The sequence below is a fragment of the Kribbella sp. NPDC003505 genome (assembly GCF_040610875.1).
Lineage (GTDB): Bacteria > Actinomycetota > Actinomycetes > Propionibacteriales > Kribbellaceae > Kribbella.
Window position 1 is genome coordinate 230,655 of sequence record NZ_JBEXNA010000013.1, and the last position, 25,593, is coordinate 256,247.

The following is a 25,593-nucleotide window of genomic DNA, read 5'->3' on the forward strand; positions in this document are numbered from 1 at the left end:
CCATGCACACGTTCCGCGTCTGGGTGCCAGAGGCAACCAATGTCGACCTGGTACTGCGGGACGGTGTGCTGCCGATGCGCTTCGCCGAGGACGGTTGGTGGGAGCGGCAGGTGGCCGAGGCGCACCACGGCACCGACTATGCGTACTCCGTCGACGGCAGCGACCCGCTCCCCGACCCGCGCAGCCCGTGGCAGCCGGACGGCGTCCACGGGTTCAGCCGGGTCTTCGAGGCGGACCGCTTCGAATGGAGCGACGACAGCTGGACGGGTCGCGACGTACGAGGCGCTGTCTTCTACGAGCTGCACCTCGGCACGTTCACGCTCGAAGGCACGCTGGACGCAGCCGCCGAGCACCTGGATTACCTGGCCGTGCTCGGGGTCGAGGTGGTCTCGCTGCTGCCGGTCGCCGCGTTCCCCGGCGTGCACGGCTGGGGGTACGACGGTGTGGACCTCTACGCGGTGCACGCGCCGTACGGCGGCCCGGAAGCCCTGCAGCGGTTCGTGGATCGCTGCCACGACGCCGGGCTGGCCGTCTGCCTCGACGTCGTCTACAACCACCTCGGTCCGAGCGGGAACTACCTGTCCAGCTTCGGTCCGTACTTCACCACCAGGCACTCCACGCCGTGGGGCCCCGCGGTCAACCTGGACGACGCCGGTAGCGCAGAGGTACGACGGTGGATCTGCGACAACGCACTGCGCTGGTTCCGCGACTTCCACATCGACGTACTGCGGCTGGATGCGGTTCACGCACTGGTCGACGACAGCCCGACGCACCTGCTCCAGCAGTTGTCGACCGAGACCGCCGAACTGGCCAAAGACCTCGGGCGGCCGCTGGGGCTGGTGGCCGAGTCGGACCTGAACGATCCGCGCACGGTCGAGCCGGTGTCCACGGGCGGCATGGGGATGACCGCCCAGTGGAGCGACGACTTCCACCACGCACTGCACTCCCTGCTGACCGGTGAACGGTTCGGGTACTACGTGGACTTCGGGGACCCGGCGGTGTTCGCGAAGACGCTGACGCGGGTGTTCCGGCACGACGGGAGCTATTCGACGTTCCGCGGCAAGGACTGGGGGCGCCCGGTCGATCCGCGCCTGCACCGCGGCGGCGAGTTCCTCGCCTACACGTCGAACCACGACCAGATCGGCAACCGGGCGCTCGGCGACCGGCCGAACCTGACCCCGGGGCAGCTCGCGATCGGCGCCGCGCTGGTGCTGACCTCGCCGTACACGCCGATGCTGTTCATGGGTGAGGAGTGGGGCGCCTCGACGCCGTGGCGGTTCTTCACGGACTTCTCCGACGACACCGAACCCGGCCTGGCGGACGCGGTCCGGACCGGCCGGCGGCGCGAGTTCGCCGAGTTCGGCTGGGACGCGGACGAGATCCCGGACCCGCAGGATCCGCAGACCTGGCGCAGCTCGGTGCTCGACTGGTCCGAACCGGACGAGGCGCCGCATCGCGAGCTGCTCGCCTGGTACCGGCACCTGCTGAGGTTCCGGGCCCGGATGCCGGAGCTGCGCGACGACAGGCTCGCGTCGGTCCAGGTCGAGTTCGATCCCCTCGGGGGCTGGCTGGTGGTGTCCCGCGGCAGTCTGCGCGTGGTGGCGAACCTGGACGGTGCGGACACGGTGGTGCCGCTGGACCAGCCCCCGGCGTACCTCGTGATGTCGTTCGCCGGCGGGGACCTGACCGCCGACGGAGTCCGGTTGCCCGGTCACGGCGTCGCGATCGTGGCCGTCTGAGACTTTCCAAAGGGTCACATTTGTAGGCCATTCCAACAGAACGCGGCGTTCGAGTGTGTTGATCCGTGGTGATTTCCGGAATCGCTTGTCTGCCGGGGTGGTCGTGGCGGACTGTTGATGGGCCAGCAGGGGACGGGGGGTTTTGAGGGAGGACCGGATGACAGTCGGAGGCGTCGACACCTACTACGACTACGAAGAAAAGCAGTGGAAGAGCCGGAAGCTGGGTGGCGGCCCGATCCGTCGCGGCCCGGTCTGCCCGGCACCACGCACCCCGGACCATGCGGTGCGCGAATCCACCGTCCACGAGCGTCGTGCGGCCGTTCGCGACGTACCGAAGCACACGCTCAACTGACGCGCACCGGTGGCAGGGCCCGCCAGACCAGGCCACCGACCTGACCACAGCGGCTGTCGTCCGACGGCCGCTGTGGCATGCCCGGACCAGCCGCGGTGACGGCTGCGCGCGCCGGGGTGGCGAGCGGCGTGGCTCCCGGGTCGCATAGAGTGACGGGTGTCTCGACAGGAAGGATCCGGGTGATGGCCGACGCGGACGACCAGGTGACACAGAGCGCTCCGTTCCCTGGGTTCGACACGACCAAGCCGAGTATCGCCCGGACGTACGACTACCTGCTGGGCGGCAAGGACAACTTCGCGGTGGACCGCGCGTTCGGCGACCGGTTCATCAACGAACTGCCCGGCTCCCGGGTGATCGCCTACGACAACCGCGGTGCGCTGATCCGCGCGGTCCGCGAGATGGTCACCACGACGCGGGTCCGCCAGTTCATCGACCTCGGCAGCGGGCTGCCGACCGCCGACAACGTGCACCAGGTCGCCCAGCGGCATGCGCCGGAGACGAAGGTGGTGTATGTCGACAACGATCCGATCGTGCTCGCGCACGGCCGCGCGCTGCTCGCCGAGAACGACAACACCACGGTCATCCAGGCCGACCTGCGGGAGCCGAAGGCGATCGTCGAGCACCCGGACACGGTGCGCCTGATCGACTTCTCCGAGCCGGTCGGCGTGATCTTCAGCGCCACCCTGCACCACGTGAACGACGACGAGGACCCGGCCGGCATCGTCCGCTTCTGGAAGGACCGGATCGCCTCCGGCAGTCACGTCTTCATCAGCCACTTCCGCAGTGAGAACGACCCCCGCAGCCAGGAGCTCGAGCAGGTCCTGCAAGGCTCGCTCGGCCGCGGCCGCTGGCGCACCGACGAGCAGATCCTCGCCCTCTTCGGCGAGGGCTTCACCGTGCTCCCTCCCGGCCTGGTCCCCGCCTTCCAATGGCGCAACCCCGACGAGCCCGACGACCTCACCGACTACCAGCGCCTGATCGCCGCCGTCCTCGCCGTCAAGAACTGACCTGTTCCCTGGTGAGGAACGCGAACTGGGCGTGTTTGGTGGAGCCGTCCGGCTGGACGATCTTCGCCTCGGCGCCGAGGGTGAATCCGCTGCGGTGGAACCGCTCGATCGCGCGGGTGTTGCGGACGTCGGGTTCGACCACGATCCGCGGGTGTCCCAGGTGCTCGAAGACGAAGCGGGCGACCGCGCCGACCAGTTGACCGGTGAACCCGGCACGGGCGTCCCCGGGCGCGATCAGCAGGTGGACGCCGAGGTCACCGGGCTCGACGGCGTACGCCGCCCCGGCGGGATCCGCCTGCGGGTCGTATGTCTGCAGCAACGCGACCGGCACGCCGTCCAGCCGGACGACGTACACGTGATGCGTCGGCACCGAGTCCAGGAACCGGTACGTCGCCTCGATCTCGTCGCGCGACAGCCCGCCCATGCCCCAGTACGTGGCCCGCTCGGCCGTCACCCACCCGTGGATGAGGTCCAGATCGCGCGCCGGATCCGCCTCCTCGATCCGCACCGTCCCGAACCCGTCGACGGTCGCCGAGTACGTGCGATCCTCCCGGGTCGCCGGACCCTCCGCGGGGACCAGCGCACCGCGCAACCACGACGCCAGTTGGTCGTGGTGGTGCGGATCGCCGAGGACGCCGGATGCGCCGAGCGGCACGATCCACCGGCTGGCGGAGCGATCGGCGAGGTCCCACGCGTACCGGGCGGCGGAGGCGCGGATGCAGACGTCCGTCAGCCCGGGCAGGCTCGACGTCGACAGCACGCAGTGGTGGTCGCCCGACAGGCCCAGGTCCAGCGGCATCTCGTTCGCCGCGAACACCGGGCCGCGCAACGCGTGCAGTGGTGCGAGCTGATGCGTCTCGGCCCACGGCGGGCGCGGGCTGTTGGCGGCGACCTCTTCCAGTGCCTCGCGGGCCAGCCAGCGTACGTCGACGTTCGGCAGCAGGTCGGTGGTGAGGAGGTTCTCGAGCGCGTACGAGACGTGGGTGAGCGGATCCATCCACGGCGTGAAGACCGCGGCGACATCGGCGTTCTCGAGCATCGTGAAGTGGTCGGTGAGGCGGGAGACCAGCGCCTTGCGGACCGCGGCGTACGACGAGGCCGTGGTGCTCGTGGCGTCCATCCGGCGGTCCCACGCGAAGAGTTCGGTGCGGAGGGCCACTGCTTGTGGGGACAGGTCGCCGAGTCCGGTCAGCAGGTCGAGCACGGAGCCGGCCGAGCCCAGGTACGTGTCCTGGTGGATGCCCGGCATGCCGTCGACCGTCCAGTCATCGCGGGCTTCCACGAGGTCGCGGATCCGGTCGGCGCGGTGCGGCGCGGCGAACTCGACCCCGAGCGGCGTCGCGAGCCCGCGGGCGTTCGCCATCACGGCCGGCCTGTCCACCGCTGCCCGCGCCATCTCGTGCCAGCCGTCCCAGCCGTACGTCGCGTCCCAGGCCGGCACGATCCGCAGCATGTTCGCCCGCTCGCGCCGCGGTACCGCGCCGGCGGTCCGATGCAGCAGCCCACCCGCGGTGTCGGCCGCCAGCACGACGTTGACCGGCTCGACCCACTCGTCGAAAGCGGCGTCCACATCACCCACGCTGGTTGCCCGGAGCAACCGACGCATCACCTGGAACCCGAGCCGTCCGGTGACCCGGGGCGGGTAGCGCAGCGAGACCGGTGCAGCGCCTTCCGGGTCGTGCGTGATGATCGGGCCGCGTTCGGTCTCGATCACCTCGACCTCGACGGGCGCCGCGCCGGCGACCTCCACCACCTCGGTGTGGACGGCCGCCGGTCGCCAGCCGTCCGGCCCCAAGGCCTCCACGCCTGAGCCGGTCCGGCGCAGTTGTTCGGCGTACAGGTCCTGGTAGTCGGCCATGGCGTTGGTGATGGACCAGGCGACCGACCCGGTGTGGCCGAAGTGTGCGAGGCCCGGGATGCCGGGAACGGCGAGCCCGAGGACGTCGTACTCCGGGCAGGTCAGCAGGATCTGCTGATACACGCCGGGGTTCTCGATGAAGCGATGCGGATCGCCCGCCACGATCGCCTGACCGCTCGCGGTGTGCGACCCCGGGATCAGCCACCCGTTGCTGCCGGCCCCGTGCGGTCCCTCTGACGAGAACAGTTCCAAGGACGCTTCTCCGAGGTGGGCCGCGACATGAGTGCGCCACAGCTTGGAGGGGAACCCGGCGAACAGGATGTGCACCGCCAGCCAGATCCCCAGCGGCGTCCACGGCTCCCACTCCTGCAGCGCCAGCCCGGTCTCCGCGAACTCGGGCGTGCGGGCCGCACCGCCCGGCAGCGCATGGTTCACGCCCTCGACGTACGCCGTGACCCACTCGCGCGTGTCGTCGTCGAGCGACTCGAAGCACTGCCGCGCCGTGTCCGCGAGCCGCGCCTGGCGGGCGAACACGTCCCACGCCACCGCCTCGACCCCGAGGAACGCGGCGCTCGTCCCGAGGTACCGCCGCCGCTCCAGCTCGATCTGCCAGGCCCGGTCCCGCGCGGCGTTCACGCCTTGCAGATAGACCAACGCGAGCGGATCCCCGGCCTGCAGGTGCGGTACGCCGTACGTGTCCCGGAACACCCTCGCGTTCACAAACAGCCCTCACTTCAGTTAGGTTAGGCTGCGCTAACTTACTCGGCAGCAATCAGTTCAGACAACCGCAATTCTGGCTGGAGGTCCAGCGTGAGGCACGGCTGGGAAGGCCGCGTAACCTGGCGGCTGTGATCACGCCGCTCGACGTCACCGACCGCACGCTCGCCGAGCGACTGCTCACGATCCAGCACGCCGCGTACGCCGTGGAGGCCGAGCTGATCGGCTTCGACGGCATCCCGCCGCTCCGGGAGGACCTCGACGGCCTGATGTCGTCGACCGAACACTGGCTCGGGCGGTACGACGGAACGCTGCTCGTCGGCGCGATCGCCTACGAACTGTCCGACGACACCGTGGAGATCGACCGGCTGATCGTCGACCCCGCCCACGCCCGCCGCGGACACGGCCGGGCCCTCCTCGACCACCTCGACCGGGTCGCACCGCGACCGGTCAGCCTGGTCTCGACGGGCTCGGCCAACACTCCGGCCGTCACCCTCTACACGTCCCGCGGCTACGCCGCCGTCGCCGAGCTGGAAGTTGCTCCCGGCATCAGCATCACACAGTTCCGCCGCGAGTCCTGACCTGCTCGAACCCGTAGTACAGCGCCAGCAGGAACACGATCAGCAGGGTCACCTGGGCGGACACGAACGAGATGCCGATGCAGGCTCCGTAGACGACCGTGCCCATCGAGTAGCGCAGCAGCGACTTGCGGACCTCCGCCTTGGACATGTCGTGGTCGACCAGATGGTTGCGCAGGACGTGCCACCAGATCAGGCTGAACGCGATCGCCGCCAGCGTCAGGTTCGTGCTGTACACGGCGGCCGCGACGTGCGCGTTGATCGACTCGTCCTCGAGGTGCTCCGCGAACAGACTGGTCGGGAACGGCAGCAGCGTCGCCCACAGCAGCAGGAGCAGGTTGAGGAACATCAGTCCGCGGTCCGCGCGCCGGATCTGGCGGAACATCGAGTGGTGGTTGACCCACATGATGCCGAGGATCGCGAAGCTGGTCAGGTACGCCGCGAACTGCGGCCACTCGTGCACCAGCGCCGGCCACAACCGCTCACCCTCCGCGAGCTCGGGACTGTGCAGTTCGAGGACGAGGAGGGTGATCGCGATCGCGAAGACGCCGTCACTGAAGGCTTCGAGACGGGTCGTCTCGGCAAGGTCGGACTGTGTGCTCACGGCCCACAGTCTGAGCCCAGGGGGATCAGTTGGTCGACAGAGAAAGCGCTGTCCAGCTGATCGCCGGTAGCGTAATCGTCAGCTTGCCGTCCTCGAGCCGTGCGTCGGCCGGTTGTGCGGTAACGCGGTCGGGCCGGGTGGCCGAGTTGGTCGCGAGCGGGTCGTCGTCGTGGACGATGACGGCCTCGTCGAGCGAGGTCACGCCGGCCCGGCCGAGGTCGACGGTGAGCTCGACCGGGCCCTCGGTCGAGCGGTTCACGGCGAAGAGCGCGATCTTGCCGTCGTCGTACGTCGCCACCGCGTCGACGGCCGGTACCTCGCCGTACTTCGCCGTGGACACGAGCGGCGAGTCGGTCTCGATCCGGAGCACCTGACCGGCCGCGAGCCGCGAGGTGATCGCGAACGGGTGGAAGGTGGGCTGCCGCCAGGCCGCGCCGCCGGGCTCGGTCATGATCGGCGCGATCACGTTCGCGAGCTGGGCGAGGCACGCGACCCCGACCCGGTCGCTGTGCCGCAGCAGTGAGATCAGCAGGTTGCCGACCACCACCGCGTCGGTGACGTTGTACTCGTCCTCGATCCGCCGCGGCGCCACCTCCCACGCCTCAGCCGGTCCGTCGGTGCGGCGGGAGCGGTCGCCGTACCAGACGTTCCACTCGTCGAAGGAGATGCCGATCTTCTTGCTGCTCTTGAGCTCCGCTCCGACGTGGTCCGCGGTCGCCACCACGGAGTCGATGAAGTGGTCCATGTTCACCGCGGACGCCAGGAACGACGCGGTGTCGCCGTCGTCGTTGCCGTAGTACGCGTGGCAGGAGATGTACTCGACGAACTCGTACGTCTCCCGCAGCACGTCCCGCTCCCAGGTGCCGAACAGCGGCATCCGCGACGACGACGAACCGCACGCGACCAGCTCGAGGTCCTTGTCGATCATCCGCATCGCCCGCGCGGTCTCCGCCGCGAGCCGCCCGTACTCCGTCGGCGTCTTGTGCCCCACCTGCCACGGGCCGTCGAGCTCGTTACCGAGGCACCAGAGCTTGATCCCGTACGGCGCCGCGCCGTGCTGCTCGCGCAGATCGGACAGCGCCGTACCGCCGGGGTGGTTCGCGTACTCGAGCAGGTCCAGCGCCTCCTGGACGCCGCGGGTGCCGAGGTTGATCGCCATCATCGGCTCGACGCCGGCCTTGGCGCACCAGCGGCTGAACTCGTCCAGACCGAACTCGTTGGTCTCGACGCTGTGCCAGGCGAGGTCGAGGCGCCGCGGCCGCTCCGCGCGCGGTCCGACGCTGTCCTCCCAGCGGAAACCGGAAACGAAGTTTCCGCCGGGATAGCGGACCACGGAAACTCCGAGCTCGCGGGTCAGTTCCAGGACGTCCTTGCGGAAACCGTCCTCGTCCGCGGTTGCGTGGCCGGGCTCGTAGATGCCGGTGTAGACACACCGGCCCATGTGCTCGACGAAGGTTCCGAAGGTCCGGCGGTTCACGGGCGCGATCGTGAACGCGGGATCGATGGTGAGATGGGCAGTGGGCACCAGGTGGCTCCTGTCGTGGTGATTCGCTATGACCGGGGCGGTGGGGTGGGAGATGCAAGGGCAGAGCAGCGGCTAGCCCTTGATCCCCGCGTCGCCGACACCGCGGACGACGTGGCGCTGGAACAGGGCGTAGACGATCAGCAGGGGAAGACCGCCCAGCACGGCCGAGGCCATGATCTGGGCGTAGCGCAGGCCGTACGAGCCCTGCACGTTGGCGAGGCCGACCGGGATCGTCATCATTGACGGGTCGGTGGTCACGATGAAGGGCCAGAGGAAGTTGTTCCAGGCCCCGATGAACGTGAAGATGCCGACCGCGACCAGGATCGGCCGCGACATCGGGACCATCACGCTCCAGACGATCCGCCACCGGGACGCGCCGTCGACCCGGGCGGCGTCCTCGTAGTCGCGGGAGATGCCGTCGAAGAACTTCTTCAGCACGAACACCATCACCGGCGCGACCACCTGCGGCAGCACGATGCCCCAGTAGGTGTCGACCAGGCCGAGGCCGGTCATCTCCTGGAACAGTGGCACGATCAGCACCTGCGGCGGCACCAGGATGCCGGCGATGATCAGCCCGAACAGCACCCGCCGGCCGGGGAACGAGGTCCGCGAAAAGCCGTACGCCGCGAGCACCGAGACGACCAGCGTCAGCGCGGTCACGAGCACCGAGACGACCGTACTGTTCAGGAACCAGCGGATCAGGTCGCCCTGCTCGATCACGCTCCGGTAGGCGCCGGTGGTAGGTGCCTCCGGCAACCAGGTGATCGGCGCGCGGGTCGTCTCCGGCTCGGGCTTCAACGACGTGTCGAGCGCCCAGAGCAGTGGAACCAGCCAGACCGCGGCGAGAATCACCGCACCGACGGCACTCGCCGCCTTCGGGAAGGTCCATGGCTGCCTGCGGCGCGGCGTTCTGGTTGCTACTGGCAACGTTGCGGTTGTCACGCTTCCTCCCCTCGGCCGGAGAACAGTTTGAACTGCGCGACCGCGACGATCACGATGACCGCGAAGAACAGGTACGAGATCGCGGACGCGTAGCCGATCCGGTAGCTGGTGAAGCCGGACTCGTAGATGTACTGGATGATCGGCCGGGTCGCGTAGTTCGGTCCGCCGTTGGTCATCAGATAGATCTGGTCGAAGATCTTCAGCGACGCCACGAGTTGCAGGACGATGATCAGGCCGGTGGTCCGGCCGAGCAACGGCAGCGTGATCCGGAACAGTTGCTGCCGCCCGTTCGCCCCGTCGATCGCGGCCGCCTCGTAGACCTGGGCGGGAATCCCTTGTAGCGCGGCCAGGTAGAGCAGGAAGTTGAACCCGACCGTCCACCAGACGGTCGTGATCACCACCGCGAGCATGGCCCGGTTCTCGGTGTTCAGCCAGTCGATCTCGGCGAAGCCGCCGGCCGTCAGCAGGCCGTTCACCAGGCCGAACCCGGGCTGGTAGATCCACACCCAGATCAGCGTCACGACCGTGGCGGGCAGCACGAACGGAGCGAAATACGCGAAGCGCAACAGCCAGCCCAGCACACCGCGCCGGTTGGCCAGCAGGGCCATGACGAGCGCGATGATCACCAGCGGCGGCGTGCTCATCGCGGTGAAGACCAGGGTGTTCTTCAGCGACGACCAGACGGCCGGGTCGCCGAACAGGTCCCGCCAGTTCTGCAGGCCGAGGAACTCGTGCTTGACGCCGGCCAGACTCGTGTTGAAGAAGCTGTTCCACAAGCCGGAAATGATCGGCCAGAGCATGAACAGGGCGAACAGCAGCAGGAACGGCGCGACGAAGAACAGGCCGCCCCAGCGTTCCTTCCACGGCTGCCCGGTCTCCGGTTTCGCCGCGGCCGGCGGCGTACCGGTGGTGAGGCGTGAGGGTGTCTCTACGGCCATGACCGACCTCCTTAGACCGGTGACGGGGTGTCGAGGAGCTTCTGGGTTGCGGCCTTGAACTGCGCGAGCGCGGCCTTCGGCGTCGCTTGACCGGAGAACACGCCGCTGAACGCCGCGGCGGCCTCGTTCTGCAGTTGCGCACCGGACCCGCTGAACCACGCGTCCGGGTCGAACAGCACGTCCGGCGCCACGCTGCGGTACTCCGCCTGCGGCTTGAGGTTCAGGTAGTCCTGGCTCTTCGCCACCGGCTGGTACGCCGGGACGTGACCGCCGGCCGCCCAGTCGGCGCTGTGCTTGAGCATCCAGGCGATGTACTCGACGGTGGCCTTGGTGTCGGCCTTGTTCCGGTTGCTCTGGTGCGGCAGCACGAACGTGTGCGCGTCGCCGGCGAACTTCGGCACGTCGTACACGACCGGGAACGGCGCCATGCTGAACGGCATCTTGGCGGTCTGGTACGTCGTCACCTCCCACTCGCCGTTGAAGCTCAGCCCGGCGTCGCCGTTGCTGAACTGGGCGACCAGGGCCGAGTAGTTGGAGGACCGTGGCGTCAGACCGTCGGCGGCGAGTTTGGCCATCAGGTTGAGGGCTTCCAGCGCCTTGGCGTCGTCGAGGATCAGCCGGGTGCCGGTGTCGTCGAAGAACTTGCCCTCGAGCTGTCCGTACAACGTCCACCAGAGCCGCCAAGGGTTCGTGGTCTCGACCGACGCGGCGAACTTGCCGGTCACGTCCTTGACCGCCTTCAGCATCTCGAGGAACGCGTCGACGCCCTTGACCGTCTTGATCCGGCCGTCCGCTTCGAGCAGCCCGGCCTTCCGGCAGATCTCGGTGTTGTAGTAGAGCACGAACGGGTGCGTGTCGAGCGGTACGGCGTACAGCTTGCCGTCCACGACCGCGCGGTCCCACGAGGTCGGCAGGAAGTCGGACTCGGTGACGCCCGCGTCGGTCAGCAGCTCGACCGGTATCGGGTCGAGCATCGTGGTCGGGCTGAACCCCTTGAGCCGGGACAGGTGCAGGGTCGCCACCTCGGGCGCCCGGCCGCCGGCCGCGGACATTGCGAGTTTCGTGTAGAACGGCGGGCCCCAGGCGAGCGTGTGGGCCTCGAACGCGACATCCGGGTGCTCGGCGACGTACTGCTGGTGGATCTGCAGCAGGCGGGCACCGTCGCCGCCGCCGAACAGGTTCCACTCGCGGACCTTGGGTTTGCCGCGGAGTGTGCCGCAACCGGTCAGAGTGAGGGCGCCGAGCAGGCCACCAAGTACTGCTCGACGCCTGGGACGGAAGGGAGGGGAGTCTGGGCGCATCTGTCCTCCAGGCGGAGTGGAGCACGGATCTACACCGATGTACTACATCGGTGTAGAAAGGATGCCCGGGTGCTCTCGGACCGTCAAGGCCTCAGTTCGCGCCGAGGGTGGACTCGCGGGTGTGGAGCACGTACGGCGAGACGATCTCGCGGTGCTCGGAGACGTCGCCGGCCATCCGCTCGACCAGCAGGTCGACGGCGGTCCGGGCGATGTGCACGCGGTCCGGGTCGACCGTGGTCAGGGTCGGGCTGCTGTAACTGGCCTCGTCGATGTTGTCGAAGCCCGCCACCGCCACGTCGTCCGGGATCCGCACGCCGCGGGCGGCCAGTGCCCGGATCGCGCCCAGCGCGAGCGTGTCGTTGAGGGCGAAGACGGCGTCGAAGTCGTGCCCCAGGGCGAGCAGCTCCGCGACCGCGTCGGCGCCGCTCGACCGGTGCCATTTCCCGCCCGACACGGCCAGTTTCTCGGGGACGGCGACGCCGTACTCCTGCAGTGTCGCGGCGTACGCGCCGTACCGGATCGCTGCGGTGCCGACCAGCTCGCCGGGGCGGATCCCGATCACCGCGATCTTGCGCCGGCCCTGGTCGAGCAGATGCCGGACGACGGCCTTCGTGCCGTCGATGTTGTCGATCATCACGTGGTCGACCGGCCCGTGGAAGATTCGCTCGCCGAGCAGCACCATCGGCGTGTTCGTGCGCAGCTGGTCGACGTCCTCGGGGCCGAGTCCGAGCGGGCTGTAGAGCAGGCCGTCGACGAGATGCCCGCGGGGCCGGGCGAGCGCGCTGAGCTCCCGCTCGCGGTCGGCGCCGGTGGTCTCGATCATCACCGTCAGGCCGTGCTCGCCGGCGGCGGCGATCGCGGCGTCGGCGAGCTCCGCGAAGTACGGGTTGCTGAGCTCGGGGACCGCCAGCGCGATCACGCCGGTCCGGCCGGACTTGAGGTTCCGCGCCGAGAGGTTCATCCGGTAGCCGAGGGCATCGATCGCGGCGAGCACCTTGGTTCGGGTCTCCTCGCGGATGTACGGATACCCGTTCATCACGTTCGAGACCGTCTTCGGGGACACGCCCGCCTCGCGCGCGACGTCGCGCATCGTCACCGCCATGGCGTCATCCCCGTCATGGGCAGCCACGGTAGTGCACGGTGCATGGGCGGTCAGTCGGCGGCGGGTGCGTCGTGGGGCGGGCGCCGCGGCGGGTTGGGCTGCGGGCCGGCCGACCGGCTGCCCGGGTGCTCCGGGATGTCGGGCTCGTCGCCGCTCAGCTCGACGCCCTCCTCGCGGAGCGTGTCCTCCACTGCCGGATCCAGCTCGTGACCCGGATGCGGCAGGCCCGGCCTGTCGAAGCTCATGGCGCCCTCCCTGGCAGTTGTCGCTGCCACCAGCGTACGGCCTGTCAATTAGTAACCGTCGACTGTAATGTGTTGGGCGAAAACCTTCATCTTCCGTTCCGCCCCTCGGAGGTTGCGATGGTTCGCCGCGTGAGTTTCGCCTGTCTTGCCCTGGCCCTGGCCGGGGTGGCGCTGCTGGTCCCGCTCCGCGATTCCCAGGCCGAGGAGCTGGCCGGCCCGACCGCCGACCAGCTGCGCGCCCGGGCGTCGTGCGAGTCGCAGCTGTCGAACGGGAAGTACGCCCACGACTCCGGTGGTTCCAGGACCGCCGCGGTCTGCCGGTCGGGAGACGCGGTGCATTGGACCGCGGACCTCGACATCGACTGCGACGGGCAGTGGACGACGGAGTGCAACGAGAACGCCGATCCGTCGTTCCAGCCGGACACGTCGTGGCATCAGTCCGACGGCGAACCGCTGAACTCGGCCGGGCTGCCGTTCATCGTCGTACCGCTGCCGAGCTCGATCTGGGACTACCGTACGGCGGGGGTCGGCGGGGCGACCGTGGCCGCGGTCGTGTACCAGGACAAGGTCGCGTACGCCGTCGTCGGCGATCAGGGGCCGACCGGGATCATCGGCGAGGGCTCGTACAAGCTCGCACAGCAGCTCGGCATCAACCCGAACCCGGCGTCCGGCGGGGTGGACGGTGCGGTCATCACCTACATCCTGTTCCCGGGTGTCACGTCGGCTCCGATCGAGAACGCGGCCGACGCGGTGAGCAAGGGTGAGGCGGCCGCGAACGCGTTCGTGAACAGCACGCAGACGTGTGCGAGCACGAACCTGGACTTCACCGCATACCCGACGATCCAGTCCGGATCGACCGGCGCCGCGGTGCAGGCCGCGCAGTGTCTCCTTGGTGGCACCAACGAACCGTCCGGCACCTTCGACACCGCGACGTCGGATGCCACCAAGGCCTTCCAGACCAAGGTCGGCCTGCCCGCCGACGGCGTTGTCGGCGCGAAGACCTGGACTGCACTCCTCGCCGCGGGCACCCAACCGACCCTCCGCCTGAACAGCACCGGTCCCGACGTCCGCCGCCTCCAACGCGCCCTCACCGCGGCTCTGTCCCGAACCGTCGCCATCGACGGCCAGTTCGGCCCGCAGACAGAAACCGCGGCCAAGGACTACCAAACCACCCGGCAGCTGGTGGTCGACGGAGTAGTAGGCCCAGTCACCTGGGCAGCCCTCCAATCCGGCAAGTAGTCAGCGGTCGGTCAGCGGGCGGCGCCGTTGGGTGAGGTCGGTGAGGGACTGGGGTTGCCAGGCGGCGTCGGCGCGGTACAGGTCGGTGCCGGGCGGGACGATCTCGTCGATGCGGTCGAGGGTCTTGTCGTCCAGCGTCAGGTCGGCGGCCTTGAGCAGACCTTCCAGTTGCTCCATCGTGCGCGGACCGGCGATGACGGAGGTGACCGCGGGATGCGTGGTGACGAAGGCCATCGCCAGCTCCGGCAGCGACACACCGAGGCCGTCGGCCACCTCGACCAGCTGCTCGACGGCGTCGTACTTCGCCGCGTTCGCGGGCAGCGCCGGGTCGAACCGGTCAGGCGCGAGCGCGGCACGCGCGGACAGGTCGAGCGGCTGGTTCTTGCGGATCTTCCCGGACAGGAATCCGAAGGCGAGCGGGCTGTAGGTCAGCACGCCCATCCCCAGCCGCCGGCAGGTCGGCAGGACCGAGCGCTCGATGCCGCGACCCATCATCGAGTACGGCGGCTGGTTCGTCCGGAACCTCCCGTACCCGCGCCGGTCGGACACGTGGTACGCCTCGACGATGTCCTCCGCGGGAAACGCCGAGCAGCCGAACGCCCGGATCTTGCCCGCGCTGACCAGGTCACTCAGCACCCACAACGTCTCCTCGATGTCGGTGGTGTGGTCCGGCCGGTGGATCTGGTACAGGTCGATCCAGTCGGTGCCGAGCCGGCGCAGGCTGTCCTCGACCGCGCGCGTGATCCAGCGCCGCGAGTTCCCGCTGCGGTTGCGGCCCTCGCCGAGCGGGAAATGCACCTTGGTCGCGAGCACGACGTCGTCGCGGCGGCCCTTGAGCGCCTTGCCGACGATCGTCTCGGACTCGCCCGCCGAATACATGTCCGCGGTGTCGACGAAGTTGATCCCCTGGTCCAGTGCGTGGTGGACGATCCGGACGCAGTCGTCGTGATCGGGGTTGCCGACCGCGCCGAACATCATCGCCCCGAGACAGTGCGTACTGACCTCGATCCCGGTCCCACCCAATGTGCGATACCGCATCTGTGCAGCTCCTTTGTTCGCTGCCCGGAACGCTAGGAGCTAGAGCGCTGTCTAGGTCAAGTCCGGCCTAGGGTGGGCGTATGGAGATCGCAGGGCTGTGGGATCCGGAGCCGGGCTGGCTGAACACCGCGTCGTACGGCCTGCCGCCGAAGCCCGCCTGGGACGCGTTGCAGGCGGCGCTGTCCGACTGGCGGGCCGGCGTGACGAGCTGGGAGCCGTGGGACGAGTCGACGACACAGTCCCGTACGGCGTTCGCGCGGCTGGTCGGGGCGGACCCGGCGGACGTGTTCGTCGGCAGCACGGTGTCCGCGGCGCTGGCGCCGATCGCGGCCGCGTTGCCGGACGGTGCGAAGGTGCTGACCGACGACGTCGAGTTCACGTCGAACGTGTTCCCCTGGCAGGTGCACGCCGACCGCGGCGTCGAGGTGATCGCCGTACCGGGGGACGAGCTGGTCGCGGCCATCACCCCGGGCATCGACCTGGTCGCGGTCAGCGCGGTGCAGTCGTCGACCGGCCTGGTCCTGGACCTGCCCGCGGTCGTTGCTGCCAGCAAGCAGATCGGCGCGCTCGTGGTGCTCGACGCGACCCAGGCCGTCGGCTGGCACCCGATCACGGTCGACGGTGTCGACGCGCTGGTCGTGCACGCCTACAAGTGGTTGATGTCGCCGCGGGGCGCCACCCTCGGGTACCTGTCCCCGCGGTTGCAGGAACGCTGCCGGCCGTCCGCGGCGGGCTGGTACGCCGGACGCGACGTCCACGGCTCGTACTACGGGCCGGTGATGGAGCTCGCGCCCGGCGCCCGGCGGTTCGACCAGTCGCCGGCCTGGTTCAGCTTCGTCGGCGCGGCCCCGGCGCTGGAGTTGGTCGAGCAGATCGGCGTCGACGCGATCAACCGGCACAACCTCGCGCTGGCGAACGAGTTCCGCGCCGGGCTCGGCCTCGAGCCGTCGAACAGCGCCATCGTCAGCACCAGCCTGCCCGGCGCCCAGGAGGCCTTCGCGGCGGCCGGTATCCGCGCCGCCGTCCGCGACGGCCGGCTGCGTGCGTCGTTCCACATCTACACCACGCGTGCCGACGTACAGCAGGCTCTGTCCGCGCTGAAGCCGTTGCTCTAGATCGGAGCTATGGTGCGGACATGGGCGGATTGAGCATCGGGCAGGTGGCGGAGCGGACCGGGTTGAGTGTGCACGCGCTGCGGTTCTACGAGCGGGAGGGCCTGCTCGCGGATACGGTACGGCGGGAGTCGAACGGGCGCCGCGTCTACACCGAGGACGACGTCGATTGGCTGACCATGTGCATCAGGTTCCGTTCGTCCGGGATGCCGCTGGACACCATCCGCAGGTACACGGAGCTGGTCCGGCAGGGAGCCGGGAACGAGGCGGACCGGCTGGCCCTGCTCAAAAGCCATCAGGACCACGTCCGCGCGCAGATCGAGGAACTCAACGAGTGCCTCAACGTGATCACCTTCAAGGTCCACATCTACCAGCAGCACGTGGACGCGGGCACCGCGGACTGCCTGTGGGTGACTCCGTCGACACAGGCAGCCAGCGAAGCGTCCTGAGCGCTCAGGCGACGAGCAGGCGGAGCCCCAGATCGGCCGCGTCGAGGTCGACGAGCTCGCTGTTGCGTTCAGCCCACCGACCGGAGCCGAGGTCGTCGCCGAGGTGCCGTACCGCGCGCTGCTCGGCCTCCGCGCCCACTCTCGTCCACACCGACATCGCGCGGCGGACGCGGTTCTCCAGGTAGGCCTCCGGCCGCCGCCAGTACGCCTCGAACAGCCCGTCGGCGCAGTCCCACGGAACGGGCACCGGCTCGGCGCGGGCGCCGATCGCGTCGCCCATGCCGGCGATCGAGGGGAAGCCTTCGAGCACGGACGCGAACTCGGGCAGGTAGTCCCGGGTGAGCCAGAACCGGTCCTGCCAGCCGGGCTCGTCGGTGTCGAACGTGAACACCACCACGCGGCGGGCCACCCGGCGCAGCTCGCGCAGCCCCGCGATCGGATCGGCCCAGTGGTGCACGGTCGAGACGGCCATCGCGACGTCGAACGAGTCGTCGTCGAACGGCAGGCTCTCCGCGGCGGCCGCCACGCACGGCGCCGAGCCGGCCGGCCGCTGGGCGCGCATGACGGCCGACGGCTCGACCGCGGTCACGTCGCGATCGGCCGGCTCGTAGGATCCCGTGCCCGCGCCGACGTTCAGCACCGTCTGCGCGTCCCCGAGCGCCTCCCAGATCCGCGCGGCGATCCGCGGCTCGGTACGCCGAGTCGCCGGATAGGCGCCGCCGATCACGTCGTACAGCTGCGCGCCGAGCACTTCCAGTTGTTCCTCCGGTGTCACCGTCAGTCCCTTCGCTCGCGTCTCGAGTTCCCTGTCGATCGCCCGCACCATGGCGTCGGCACGATCACGCCGCTCCACGAGCAGCCCGCGCAGTTGACGCAGGCGCGCGACCGCGTCCGTGGACGGGTCGCCGACCAGCTCGCCGACCTCCCGCAGCCCGAAGCCCAGCCGTCGATAGGCGAGGACTTCTCGCAGCCGCTCCACGTCGGCCGCCGAGTAGGCCCGGTACCCGGCGGCCGTTCGCGCCGACGGCCGAACGAGCCCGATGTCGTCATAGTGATGCAGCGTCCGGACGCTCACGCCGGCCAGGTCGGCGACGCGTCCCACGGTCCAGTGATCGTCCACGGGACCGACTATGGGACCTGACGTGGCGTGAGGGTCAAGCTTTCAGCGCTGACTCCATAGCGGCCAGGGTGGCGCGCATGTTCGCGGCCAGTTGGTCGAGGCGGCCCTGGATCAGCTCGGCTGCTCGGTCCGGATGCTGTACGACGCCCAGCCGCATCCCGCTGTCGCCCGGTCCGTGGGTGAAGGACTGCCGGACGAGCGTCGCGGCGCCGCGGTCCTCCAGCTCGTACTCCCAGTGCGCGAATGGGACCGGCTCGTCGCCGTACACGTCCCAGCCGAAGCATTTCGGCTCCTCGAAGGCCGTGATGGTACAGGTCACGTAGGTCTCGAACCCGTCCGCGAACCGGTTCCGCGCCTCGAACCGCGCTTCCTTCTCGAGCCAGGCGCCGTAGATGCACTCCGGGCTCCACTCGCCGTACCTGTCGATCGCGGTGATGCCGGACCAGACCTCGTGGATCGGCAGCTTGATCAGGGCCTCGACACCGGTGGTCGCACCGGTCACTCCGTAGTCGTTCATGCCCCGGACGTCGTACGCACCTCGGCGGACTCGACATTTACCCGCTCGGGGCGGCTGTAGAGGTTCATGGCGCCGTTGCGGATGAAGCCGGCCAGCGTCAGGCCGGCCTCGTCGGCGAGGTCGACGGCGAGCGAGCTCGGAGCCGAGACCGCGCCGAGGACCGGGATGCCGGCCATCACCGCCTTCTGCGCAAGCTCGAACGAGGTCCGCCCGGAAACGATGAGGATCAGGCCGCGAGCCGGGATCCACCCGTTCAGCAGCGCCCAGCCGACCACCTTGTCGACGGCGTTGTGGCGGCCGACGTCCTCGCGGACGACGAGCAGGTCGCCGGCCGGGGTGAACAGACCGGCCGCGTGCAGGCCGCCGGTGCGGTCGAAGACCTGTTGCCGTTCGCGCAGCGCGTCGGGAAGGCCGGTGAGTACGTCGTACCTGATGGTGACGTCGTCGGCGGCCGGGGAGTGGCGGGTCTTCGTGCGGACCGCGTCGAGCGAGGCCTTGCCGCAGACACCGCACGACGAGGTCGTGTAGAAGTTGCGCTCGACGCCGGTGACCGGCGCAGGCACGCCCGCGGCGAGGCCGATGTCGAGGACGTTGTACGTGTTGCGGCCCTCGTCGTCGACGGAGTCGCAGTACCGCGCGTCACGGATGTCGTCGACGCTGCCGATCACGCCTTCGGTGTGCAGGAAGCCGTGCGCGAGCTCGACGTCGTGGCCCGGGGTGCGCATGGTCACGGCCAGTGGTTTCCCGTCGACGCGAAGCTCGAGCGGTTCCTCGACCGCGATCGAGTCCGGCCGGGAACGCCGGCCCGCCGGCGTGATCCGTACCACCGGCCGCCGCGCGATCAGCCGGCCCATGGACGGGATCCCGGGTCGAGGGGGAGGAGACGGGCCGCGATGGCTTCGGCGGGGCCGGGGGCCACGACGGCGAGGGCGTCGGCGGCGGCCGGGCCGCGGAGCATGGCGGCACCACCGTGGCCGACGGGTACGGCGCCCTGTGGGGTGAGGCGGATCGGGACGAGTCGTGTGCTGGTCGGGTGGCACGCAATGCCGCCGGGAACGGCGACCTGGGGCAGCACGGGGAGGGGGAGGCCGCGCAGACGGTAGACGGCCGCGACGCCGAGCGTCAGGAACGCGACGAGTGCGGCGAACGGATTGCCCGGCAGGCCGAGCACCAGCCGGCCATCAGGGAGGTGTGCGAGGGCTTGCGGGTGGCCGGGCCGGCAGGCGACGCCGTCGACGACCAACTCGGCGCCGAGCGCGGTGAGCGCCGGCCGGAGATGATCAGCCGGCCCGGAGGCGGACGAGCCGGAGACGAGGACGAGGTCCGCCGACGTCTCCTGCAAGGCGGAAACCAGCTCCTCCAGCGAGTCGGGCAGATGCCGTACTCCGGCCTGCGCCGCGCCGGAGCGGGTGATGAGGCTGGGGAGCATCGGGCCGATGGCGTCCCGGACGCGTCCAGGCCCTGGCCGGCCGCGGTGGACGAGTTCGTCGCCGGTGACGAGGGCGGCGACCGTCGGTCGAGGAATGACGGCGAGGCGATTGAGGCCGACCGTCGCGGCGAGGCCGAGAACTGCCGGGTCGATCATCACGCCCGCCGGCAGGAGTTGATCGCCGGGCTTGCACTCCTCGCCCGCGCGCCGGATGTGCCGGCCGTCCTCCGACGGCCCCTCCAGCAACCCGCCGGTCACGACGGCGTCCTCGGACCGTACGACGGAGGTCGCCCCGGTCGGCACCGCCGCACCCGTCACGATCCCCGTCGCCTGCCCGTCCTCCAGCGCCCCGGAGTCCGCACATCCCGCGGGCACGTGCCCGATCACGCGCCACGGCCCGGCGCCACGGACGGCGTACCCGTCCATCGCGGCCCGATCCACCGGGGGCACCGCTACCGGCGACACCAGCGGCGTCGCCAGCACGCAGCCGTCGGCCTCGGCCAGTGTTCGCGTCACCACGGTGCCGGGGCGCGCCGCGGCATGCGCGAGCTGCCGCGCCACGTCCCACGGCATGTCGTCCCGCCGCTGACGCCCACGGCCGACCCCAGGTGTGCGCCCGTCCTCCACAGGCCCACCCTCTCCGACCCGCCCCGGCTTGTCGAACCGATCCCGCAGCCCGGACGCCGATCCTGGGGTCACGAGGGCGCCTGGAGCTTCTTGGCGGCCAGCGCCGCGGTCGGGTCCAGGTCGGTGGCACCGGAGTCGGCATGGGCGATGAGGGCCCGTTTCATGCGGGGATCCCAGACCGCCTTCAGGTGGTTGGCGATGGCGGTGGCGGCCTCGTCCGGGGCGCGGTGGGCGAACTGGGCGGCGATCTCGTTCGCCAGCCGGACGTACGGCGGCACGCCGCCGCTCATCGATTGCCCCCGGCAACGACCGGCTCGCGGGCGGGTTGGCCGGCGACCGGTTCGGTGACGAGGTCGACCTGGACCGCGGTGACCTTGTACTCGGGGCAGTTGGTGGCCCAGTCGGAGTTGTCCGTGGTGACGACGTTCGCGCCGCTGACCGGGTGGTGGAACGTGGTGTAGCAGACCCCGACCGGCATCCGGTCCGAGATCCGCGCACGCAGCTCGGTGCGTCCGACGCGGCTCGACAACGCGACCAGGTCGCCGTCCGACACCCCGCGCACCTCGGCGTCGTGCGGATGGATCTCCAGCACGTCCTCGGCGTGCCAGGCGACGTTCGCCGTCCGCCGGGTCTGCGCGCCGACGTTGTACTGCGACAGGATCCGCCCGGTGGTCAGGATCAGCGGGAACTTCCGCGTCGACCGCTCCGACGTCGGCACGTACACGGTCTCCATGAACCGTCCCTTGCCGCGGGTGAACTCGTCCTCGTGCATGATCGGCGTCCCCGAGGGATGCTCGACGTTGCACGGCCACTGGATCGACCCGAGCTCGTCGAGCCTGGCGAACGAGACGCCGGCGAAGGTCGGCGTGGTGAGCGCGATCTCGTCCATGATCTGCGCCGCCGAGTCGTAGTGCATCGGGTAGCCCATCGCCTGGGCAATCTCGCAGACGATCTCCCACTCCTGCTTCCCGGTCCGCGGCGCCATGATCGGGCGGACCCGGTTGATCCGCCGCTCCGCGTTCGTGAACGTCCCGTCCTTCTCCAGGAACGACGTCCCCGGCAGCAGGACGTGCGCGAACTTCGCCGTCTCGTTGACGAACAGGTCCTGGACGACGAGCAGCTCCAGCGCGCCCAGGGCCGCGAAGACGTGCTGCGTGTTCGGATCCGACTGCGCGATGTCCTCGCCCTGCACGAACAGCGCCTTGAACGAGCCGTCGATGGCCGCGTCGAACATGTTCGGGATCCGCAGCCCGGGCTCGTTCAGGATCGGCGTTCCCCACAACTTCTCGTAGATGTCGCGGACGTCGTCGTCGGACACGTGCCGGTAGCCGGGCAGCTCGTGCGGGAACGAGCCCATGTCGCACGAGCCCTGGACGTTGTTCTGCCCGCGCATCGGGTTCACCCCGACACCCCGCCGGCCGATGTTGCCGGTCGCCATCGCGAGGTTCGCCATGCCCATCACCATCGTCGAGCCCTGGCTGTGCTCGGTGACGCCGAGGCCGTAGTAGATCGCCGCGTTCCCGCCGGTCGCGTACAGCCGGGCAGCCTCGCGGATCTTCTCGGCCGGGACGCCGGAAATTTCGGACACCGCCTCCGGGCTGTGTTCCGGCTGGGCGATGAACGCTTCCCAGGCCTCGAAGTCCTCGCAGCGGCTCGCGACGAACTCCCGGTCCACCAGACCCTCGGTGACGACCACGTGCGCGAGCGCGTTGACGATCGCGACGTTCGTGCCCGGGGCGAGCTCGAGGTGGTACGCCGCCTCGACGTGCGGCGACCGGACCAGGTCGATCCGCCGCGGGTCGACCACGATCAGCTTGGCGCCCTGACGAAGCCGCTGCTTCATCCGGGAGCCGAACACCGGGTGCGCGTCGGTCGGGTTCGACCCGATCAGCAGGATCACGTCGGACTCGTCGACGGAACGGAAATCCTGCGTTCCGGCCGATTCCCCGAAGGTCTGCTTCAGGCCGTACCCGGTCGGCGAGTGGCAGACCCGGGCGCAGGTGTCGACGTTGTTGTTCCCGAAGACCGCGCGGACCATCTTCTGGACCGCGTACACCTCTTCGTTGGTCGTCCGCGACGAGGTGATCGCCCCGATCGAGCCCTGGCCGTGCGCCGCCTGGATCTCCCGCAGCCGGCGCGCGGTGAAGCCGATCGCTTCCTCCCAGGACACTTTCCGCCACGGTTCCGACAGCGTGTTCCGGACCATCGGCTCGAGCACCCGGTCCGGATGCGACGCATACCCGAACGCGAACCGGCCCTTCACACACGAGTGCCCCTCGTTCGCGCCGCCGTTCTTGTACGGCACCATCCGGACCAGCTCGTCACCCCGCAGCTCCGCCTTGAACGAGCACCCGACACCGCAGTACGCGCAGGTGGTCAGGACGGTCCGGGTCGGCATCCCGAGCTCGACCACCGACTTCTCCTGCAGCGTCGCGGTCGGACAGGCCTGCACACACGCACCGCACGACACACAGTCCGACTCGAAGAACGACACCCCGGCGCCGGCCGCGACCTTCGAGTCGAACCCGCGTCCCTCGATCGTCAGCGCGAGCGTGCCCTGGACCTCGTCACAGGCGCGCACGCACCGCGAGCACGCGATGCACTTGGACGCCTCGAAGTCGAAGTACGGGTTGGAGGAGTCGGTCGGCAGATCCAGGTGGTTCGCGCCGGCCTCGACACCGGAGCCGTACCGGACCTCGCGCAGCCCGGTGACGCCGGCCATGTCCTGCAGTTCGCAGTCGCCGTTCGCCGAGCAGGTCAGGCAGTCGAGCGGGTGGTCGGAGATGTACAGCTCCATCACACCGCGGCGGAGCTTCCCGAGCCGCTCGTTCTGGGTTCGCACGACCATGCCGTCGCGGACCGGCGTCGTACAGGACGCCGGAGTGCCTTTCACCCCGTCGATCTCCACGACGCACAACCGGCACGACCCGAACGCCTCCAGGTTGTCGGTCGCGCACAGCTTCGGTACGTCGACCCCGGCCTCCTTGGCCGCCCGCAGCACCGACGTACCGGGTGGCACCTTCACCGTCACCCCGTCGACGGTCAGCTCTGTCGTCGCGGCGCCGGGGCGCGCCGGCGTACCGAAGTCAGGTTCCTTGAGCAAGCTCATGCGTGGAAGTCCTCTCCGAAATGGCGGACGGCACTGCGTACTGGCATCGGGGTGAGGCCGCCCATGGCGCACAGGGAGCCGTCGGTCATCAGTTCGCACAGGTCCTCGAGCAGGACCAGGTTCTGCCGGGGGTTCTCGCCGGCGACGATCCGGTCCACGGTCTCGACGCCGCGGACCGCGCCGACCCGGCACGGCGTGCACTTGCCGCACGACTCGGCGGCGCAGAACTCGAACGCGAACCGCGCCATCGCCGCCATGTCCACGGTCTCGTCGAACACCACGATCCCGCCGTGCCCGACCATCGCGCCGGCCGCCGCGAACGCCTCGTAGTCCATCGGCAGGTCGAACTGCTCGACCGGCAGGTAGGCGCCGAGCGGACCGCCGACCTGCACCGACCGCACCGGCAGCCCCGACGACGTACCGCCGCCGAAGTCGTTCACCAGCTCGCCGAGGGTGATTCCGAAAGCGGTTTCCACGATCCCGCCGCGGGCGACGTTCCCGCCGAGCTGGAACACGCTGGTGCCGAGCGACCGCCCGGTGCCGTACGCCGCGTAGGCCGCGGCCCCGTGCGCGAGAATCGTCGGAATCGTTGCCAATGACAACACATTGTTGACGACCGTCGGGCGGCCGAAAAGCCCCTCCAGAGCGGGGATCGGAGGCTTGGCGCGGACCATGCCGCGTTTTCCTTCCAGGCTCTCCAGCATCGAGGTCTCTTCGCCGCAGATATACGCACCCGCACCGACCCGGACGTGTAGGTCGAAGCCGAACCCTGAGCCGAGGATGTCCGGCCCCAACCAGCCCTCGTCGCGCGCGTGCCCGATCGCGTCCTCGAGCGTCGCCACCGCGTCCGGGTACTCCGACCGCAGGTAGACGTACCCTTCCGCGGCGCCGACGGCGTACGCCGCGATCGTCATCCCCTCGATCAGCGTGAACGGGTCGCCTTCGATCAGCATCCGGTCCGCGTACGTCCCCGAGTCACCCTCGTCGGCGTTGCAGCAGACGAACTTGAGATCCGCTGGTGCGTTGAGCACCGTCCGCCACTTGATCCCGGTCGGGAACCCGGCGCCGCCCCGGCCGCGCAACCCGGAGTCGACCACGGTCTCCACCACCTCGGCCGGCGACAACGCCAGCGCCGCGCGGAGCCCGGCCATCCCGCCGTGCGCGACGTAGTCCACGGTCGACAGCGGATCGACCACACCGACCCGCTCGAACGTCAATCGCTGTTGCCGCTTCATCCACGGCAGCTCCTCCACCAACCCGAGCGAGGCGCCCGCACCGTCGAGCATCCCGCCCGCGATCAGCCCGTCCACGTCCTCCGGAGCAACAGGCCCGTATCCAACCCGCCCAGCGGCCGTTTCGACCTCCACCAACGGCTCGAGCCACAACATCCCCCGGGACCCGGTACGAACCACCTCGACGTCACCGTCCTGGGAGGAGGCGGCGATCCGCTCGGCGACCTCGTCCGCCCCCACGGAGCAGGCGGCGGAATCCCTCGGTACGTAGACCTTCATCGCGCCTCCCCGAGAAGGGCGTCGAGGCGGGTGGGGGTGACCCGGCCGTGGAGTTTGCCGGCCACCTGCACCGCCGGGCCGAGCGCGCAGTTCCCGAAGCAGTAGATCTCTTCGAGGGTGATGCGGCCGTCGTGCGTCGTCTCGCCGAAACCGCAGCCGACGGTGCGTCGCGCGTGCTCGGCGAGCTCGACGGCGCCGACCGAGCGGCACGCCTCGGCCTGGCAGATCGCGACGGTCGTCCGGCCGGCCGCGATCCGCCGGAAGTCCTTGTAGAACGTGACGACGCCGTGCACCTCGGCGACCGCGAGGTTCAGGACGTCGGCGATCACCGCGACGTCGGGTTGATCGACGAACCCGAACTCCTCCTGCACCGCGTGCAGGATCGGTATCAATGCACCGCGGAGACCGCGTAGGTCCTCCGCGATTTCCCGCACGCGCTGGGCACGCCCGGGGACCGGGACAGGGGCGGCGGCCACGACCTCACTCGTCATGTATACAACATTCCGTCGCCGCTGCGGCACGGTCAAAGCAATG

The 25,593-nt window shown here is 69.8% G+C and carries 24 protein-coding genes; 7 read left to right on the top strand and 17 right to left on the bottom strand.

What is annotated here, in order from left to right:
• Nucleotides 1–2 precede the first annotated feature (2 nt).
• The 3 genes from treZ to ABZX12_RS35625 all read left to right on the top strand — a co-directional run bounded on the left by treZ (nt 3) and on the right by ABZX12_RS35625 (nt 3,098).
• Entirely contained in the window at nt 3–1,739 is a 1,737-nt protein-coding gene (gene treZ, locus ABZX12_RS35615; protein ID WP_355699844.1) for a malto-oligosyltrehalose trehalohydrolase, read from the top strand.
• 157 nt (nt 1,740–1,896) lie between these two features.
• Nucleotides 1,897–2,091 (top strand): hypothetical protein, encoded by a 195-nt coding sequence (locus ABZX12_RS35620; protein WP_355699845.1) that lies wholly within the window; start codon nt 1,897–1,899, stop codon nt 2,089–2,091.
• 182 nt (nt 2,092–2,273) lie between these two features.
• Nucleotides 2,274–3,098, top strand: coding sequence for an SAM-dependent methyltransferase (locus ABZX12_RS35625; protein ID WP_355699846.1), 825 nt, complete (start codon nt 2,274–2,276; stop codon nt 3,096–3,098).
• Here ABZX12_RS35625 and ABZX12_RS35630 read toward each other — a convergent pair.
• Nucleotides 3,088–5,676: a GNAT family N-acetyltransferase gene (locus ABZX12_RS35630; protein WP_355699847.1), complete on the bottom strand. Its 2,589-nt coding sequence runs from the start codon at nt 5,674–5,676 to the stop codon at nt 3,088–3,090. The two genes, ABZX12_RS35625 and ABZX12_RS35630, sit on opposite strands and share 11 nt — an antisense overlap.
• A gap of 128 nt (nt 5,677–5,804) precedes the next feature.
• Here ABZX12_RS35630 and ABZX12_RS35635 point away from each other — a divergent pair, with 128 nt between their 5' ends.
• Nucleotides 5,805–6,254: a GNAT family N-acetyltransferase gene (locus ABZX12_RS35635; RefSeq protein ID WP_355699848.1), complete on the top strand. Its 450-nt coding sequence runs from the start codon at nt 5,805–5,807 to the stop codon at nt 6,252–6,254.
• Here ABZX12_RS35635 and ABZX12_RS35640 read toward each other — a convergent pair.
• The 7 genes from ABZX12_RS35640 to ABZX12_RS35670 form a co-directional block, all read right to left on the bottom strand.
• The gene (locus tag ABZX12_RS35640; RefSeq protein ID WP_355699849.1) at nt 6,229–6,855 is read right to left on the bottom strand and encodes a TMEM175 family protein; all 627 of its coding nucleotides are present in this window, start codon (nt 6,853–6,855) and stop codon (nt 6,229–6,231) included. The genes ABZX12_RS35635 and ABZX12_RS35640 overlap by 26 nt on opposite strands.
• A gap of 25 nt (nt 6,856–6,880) precedes the next feature.
• Nucleotides 6,881–8,380, bottom strand: a complete 1,500-nt coding sequence (locus ABZX12_RS35645; RefSeq protein ID WP_355699850.1) for an alpha-N-arabinofuranosidase — start codon at nt 8,378–8,380, stop codon at nt 6,881–6,883.
• 72 nt (nt 8,381–8,452) lie between these two features.
• Entirely contained in the window at nt 8,453–9,322 is an 870-nt protein-coding gene (locus ABZX12_RS35650; protein WP_355699851.1) for a carbohydrate ABC transporter permease, read from the bottom strand.
• Nucleotides 9,319–10,260, bottom strand: a complete 942-nt coding sequence (locus tag ABZX12_RS35655; protein ID WP_355699852.1) for a sugar ABC transporter permease — start codon at nt 10,258–10,260, stop codon at nt 9,319–9,321. Before ABZX12_RS35655 ends, ABZX12_RS35650 begins: the two co-directional genes overlap by 4 nt.
• Nucleotides 10,261–10,271: 11 nt before the next feature.
• Nucleotides 10,272–11,561, bottom strand: coding sequence for an extracellular solute-binding protein (locus tag ABZX12_RS35660; RefSeq protein WP_355699853.1), 1,290 nt, complete (start codon nt 11,559–11,561; stop codon nt 10,272–10,274).
• Between the two features lie 91 nt (nt 11,562–11,652).
• Nucleotides 11,653–12,663 (bottom strand): LacI family DNA-binding transcriptional regulator, encoded by a 1,011-nt coding sequence (locus ABZX12_RS35665; protein ID WP_355699854.1) that lies wholly within the window; start codon nt 12,661–12,663, stop codon nt 11,653–11,655.
• Between the two features lie 50 nt (nt 12,664–12,713).
• Complete coding sequence (locus ABZX12_RS35670) at nt 12,714–12,908, bottom strand: hypothetical protein (RefSeq protein WP_355699855.1); 195 nt, start codon at nt 12,906–12,908, stop codon at nt 12,714–12,716.
• Between the two features lie 129 nt (nt 12,909–13,037).
• Between ABZX12_RS35670 and ABZX12_RS35675 the strand changes: the two genes are divergently transcribed.
• Nucleotides 13,038–14,147, top strand: coding sequence for a peptidoglycan-binding protein (locus ABZX12_RS35675; RefSeq protein ID WP_355699856.1), 1,110 nt, complete (start codon nt 13,038–13,040; stop codon nt 14,145–14,147).
• Here ABZX12_RS35675 and ABZX12_RS35680 read toward each other — a convergent pair whose 3' ends face one another.
• The gene (locus tag ABZX12_RS35680; RefSeq protein ID WP_355699857.1) at nt 14,148–15,185 is read right to left on the bottom strand and encodes an aldo/keto reductase; all 1,038 of its coding nucleotides are present in this window, start codon (nt 15,183–15,185) and stop codon (nt 14,148–14,150) included. It abuts the gene before it with no gap.
• Between the two features lie 80 nt (nt 15,186–15,265).
• On the opposite strand from ABZX12_RS35680, the gene ABZX12_RS35685 reads away from it, so the two are divergent.
• On the top strand, nt 15,266–16,300 hold the full coding sequence (locus ABZX12_RS35685) for an aminotransferase class V-fold PLP-dependent enzyme (protein ID WP_355699858.1): 1,035 nt from the start codon (nt 15,266–15,268) through the stop codon (nt 16,298–16,300).
• A 20-nt stretch (nt 16,301–16,320) separates the two neighbouring features.
• The gene (locus ABZX12_RS35690) at nt 16,321–16,746 is read left to right on the top strand and encodes a MerR family transcriptional regulator (RefSeq protein WP_355699859.1); all 426 of its coding nucleotides are present in this window, start codon (nt 16,321–16,323) and stop codon (nt 16,744–16,746) included.
• Nucleotides 16,747–16,750: 4 nt separating this feature from the next.
• Here ABZX12_RS35690 and ABZX12_RS35695 read toward each other — a convergent pair whose 3' ends face one another.
• The 8 genes from ABZX12_RS35695 to ABZX12_RS35730 form a co-directional block, all read right to left on the bottom strand.
• Nucleotides 16,751–17,866: a MerR family transcriptional regulator gene (locus tag ABZX12_RS35695; protein WP_355699860.1), complete on the bottom strand. Its 1,116-nt coding sequence runs from the start codon at nt 17,864–17,866 to the stop codon at nt 16,751–16,753.
• Nucleotides 17,867–17,900: 34 nt separating this feature from the next.
• A complete protein-coding gene (locus tag ABZX12_RS35700; protein WP_355699861.1) occupies nt 17,901–18,383 on the bottom strand; it encodes an SRPBCC family protein in 483 nt (160 codons plus the stop codon).
• Nucleotides 18,380–19,237: a formate dehydrogenase accessory sulfurtransferase FdhD gene (gene fdhD, locus ABZX12_RS35705; RefSeq protein WP_355699862.1), complete on the bottom strand. Its 858-nt coding sequence runs from the start codon at nt 19,235–19,237 to the stop codon at nt 18,380–18,382. Before fdhD ends, ABZX12_RS35700 begins: the two co-directional genes overlap by 4 nt.
• A complete protein-coding gene (locus ABZX12_RS35710; RefSeq protein WP_355699863.1) occupies nt 19,225–20,439 on the bottom strand; it encodes a molybdopterin molybdotransferase MoeA in 1,215 nt (404 codons plus the stop codon). Before ABZX12_RS35710 ends, fdhD begins: the two co-directional genes overlap by 13 nt.
• Nucleotides 20,440–20,507: 68 nt before the next feature.
• Nucleotides 20,508–20,729, bottom strand: coding sequence for a formate dehydrogenase subunit delta (locus ABZX12_RS35715; RefSeq protein WP_355699864.1), 222 nt, complete (start codon nt 20,727–20,729; stop codon nt 20,508–20,510).
• Nucleotides 20,726–23,548 carry a formate dehydrogenase subunit alpha gene (gene fdhF / locus ABZX12_RS35720; protein WP_355699865.1) on the bottom strand — a complete coding sequence of 941 codons (2,823 nt, stop codon included), beginning with the start codon at nt 23,546–23,548 and terminating at the stop codon, nt 20,726–20,728. Before fdhF ends, ABZX12_RS35715 begins: the two co-directional genes overlap by 4 nt.
• Nucleotides 23,545–25,059, bottom strand: a complete 1,515-nt coding sequence (locus ABZX12_RS35725) for an NADH-ubiquinone oxidoreductase-F iron-sulfur binding region domain-containing protein (protein ID WP_355699866.1) — start codon at nt 25,057–25,059, stop codon at nt 23,545–23,547. Before ABZX12_RS35725 ends, fdhF begins: the two co-directional genes overlap by 4 nt.
• Nucleotides 25,056–25,550, bottom strand: a complete 495-nt coding sequence (locus tag ABZX12_RS35730) for an NAD(P)H-dependent oxidoreductase subunit E (protein WP_355699867.1) — start codon at nt 25,548–25,550, stop codon at nt 25,056–25,058. Before ABZX12_RS35730 ends, ABZX12_RS35725 begins: the two co-directional genes overlap by 4 nt.
• Between the last annotated feature and the right edge of the window lie 43 nt (nt 25,551–25,593).

What these genes read in the sequence shown, in the direction of transcription:
- treZ (WP_355699844.1), top strand. Translation starts at nt 3, where the DNA reads ATGCACACGTTCCGCGTCTGGGTGCCAGAGGCAACCAATGTCGACCTG.
- ABZX12_RS35620 (WP_355699845.1), top strand. Translation starts at nt 1,897, where the DNA reads ATGACAGTCGGAGGCGTCGACACCTACTACGACTACGAAGAAAAGCAG.
- ABZX12_RS35625 (WP_355699846.1), top strand. Translation starts at nt 2,274, where the DNA reads ATGGCCGACGCGGACGACCAGGTGACACAGAGCGCTCCGTTCCCTGGG.
- ABZX12_RS35655 (WP_355699852.1), bottom strand. Translation starts at nt 10,260, where the DNA reads ATGGCCGTAGAGACACCCTCACGCCTCACCACCGGTACGCCGCCGGCC.
- ABZX12_RS35660 (WP_355699853.1), bottom strand. Translation starts at nt 11,561, where the DNA reads ATGCGCCCAGACTCCCCTCCCTTCCGTCCCAGGCGTCGAGCAGTACTT.
- ABZX12_RS35665 (WP_355699854.1), bottom strand. Translation starts at nt 12,663, where the DNA reads ATGGCGGTGACGATGCGCGACGTCGCGCGCGAGGCGGGCGTGTCCCCG.
- ABZX12_RS35670 (WP_355699855.1), bottom strand. Translation starts at nt 12,908, where the DNA reads ATGAGCTTCGACAGGCCGGGCCTGCCGCATCCGGGTCACGAGCTGGAT.
- ABZX12_RS35680 (WP_355699857.1), bottom strand. Translation starts at nt 15,185, where the DNA reads ATGCGGTATCGCACATTGGGTGGGACCGGGATCGAGGTCAGTACGCAC.
- ABZX12_RS35685 (WP_355699858.1), top strand. Translation starts at nt 15,266, where the DNA reads ATGGAGATCGCAGGGCTGTGGGATCCGGAGCCGGGCTGGCTGAACACC.
- ABZX12_RS35690 (WP_355699859.1), top strand. Translation starts at nt 16,321, where the DNA reads ATGGGCGGATTGAGCATCGGGCAGGTGGCGGAGCGGACCGGGTTGAGT.
- ABZX12_RS35700 (WP_355699861.1), bottom strand. Translation starts at nt 18,383, where the DNA reads ATGAACGACTACGGAGTGACCGGTGCGACCACCGGTGTCGAGGCCCTG.
- fdhD (WP_355699862.1), bottom strand. Translation starts at nt 19,237, where the DNA reads ATGGGCCGGCTGATCGCGCGGCGGCCGGTGGTACGGATCACGCCGGCG.
- ABZX12_RS35715 (WP_355699864.1), bottom strand. Translation starts at nt 20,729, where the DNA reads ATGAGCGGCGGCGTGCCGCCGTACGTCCGGCTGGCGAACGAGATCGCC.
- fdhF (WP_355699865.1), bottom strand. Translation starts at nt 23,548, where the DNA reads ATGAGCTTGCTCAAGGAACCTGACTTCGGTACGCCGGCGCGCCCCGGC.
- ABZX12_RS35725 (WP_355699866.1), bottom strand. Translation starts at nt 25,059, where the DNA reads ATGAAGGTCTACGTACCGAGGGATTCCGCCGCCTGCTCCGTGGGGGCG.
- ABZX12_RS35730 (WP_355699867.1), bottom strand. Translation starts at nt 25,550, where the DNA reads ATGACGAGTGAGGTCGTGGCCGCCGCCCCTGTCCCGGTCCCCGGGCGT.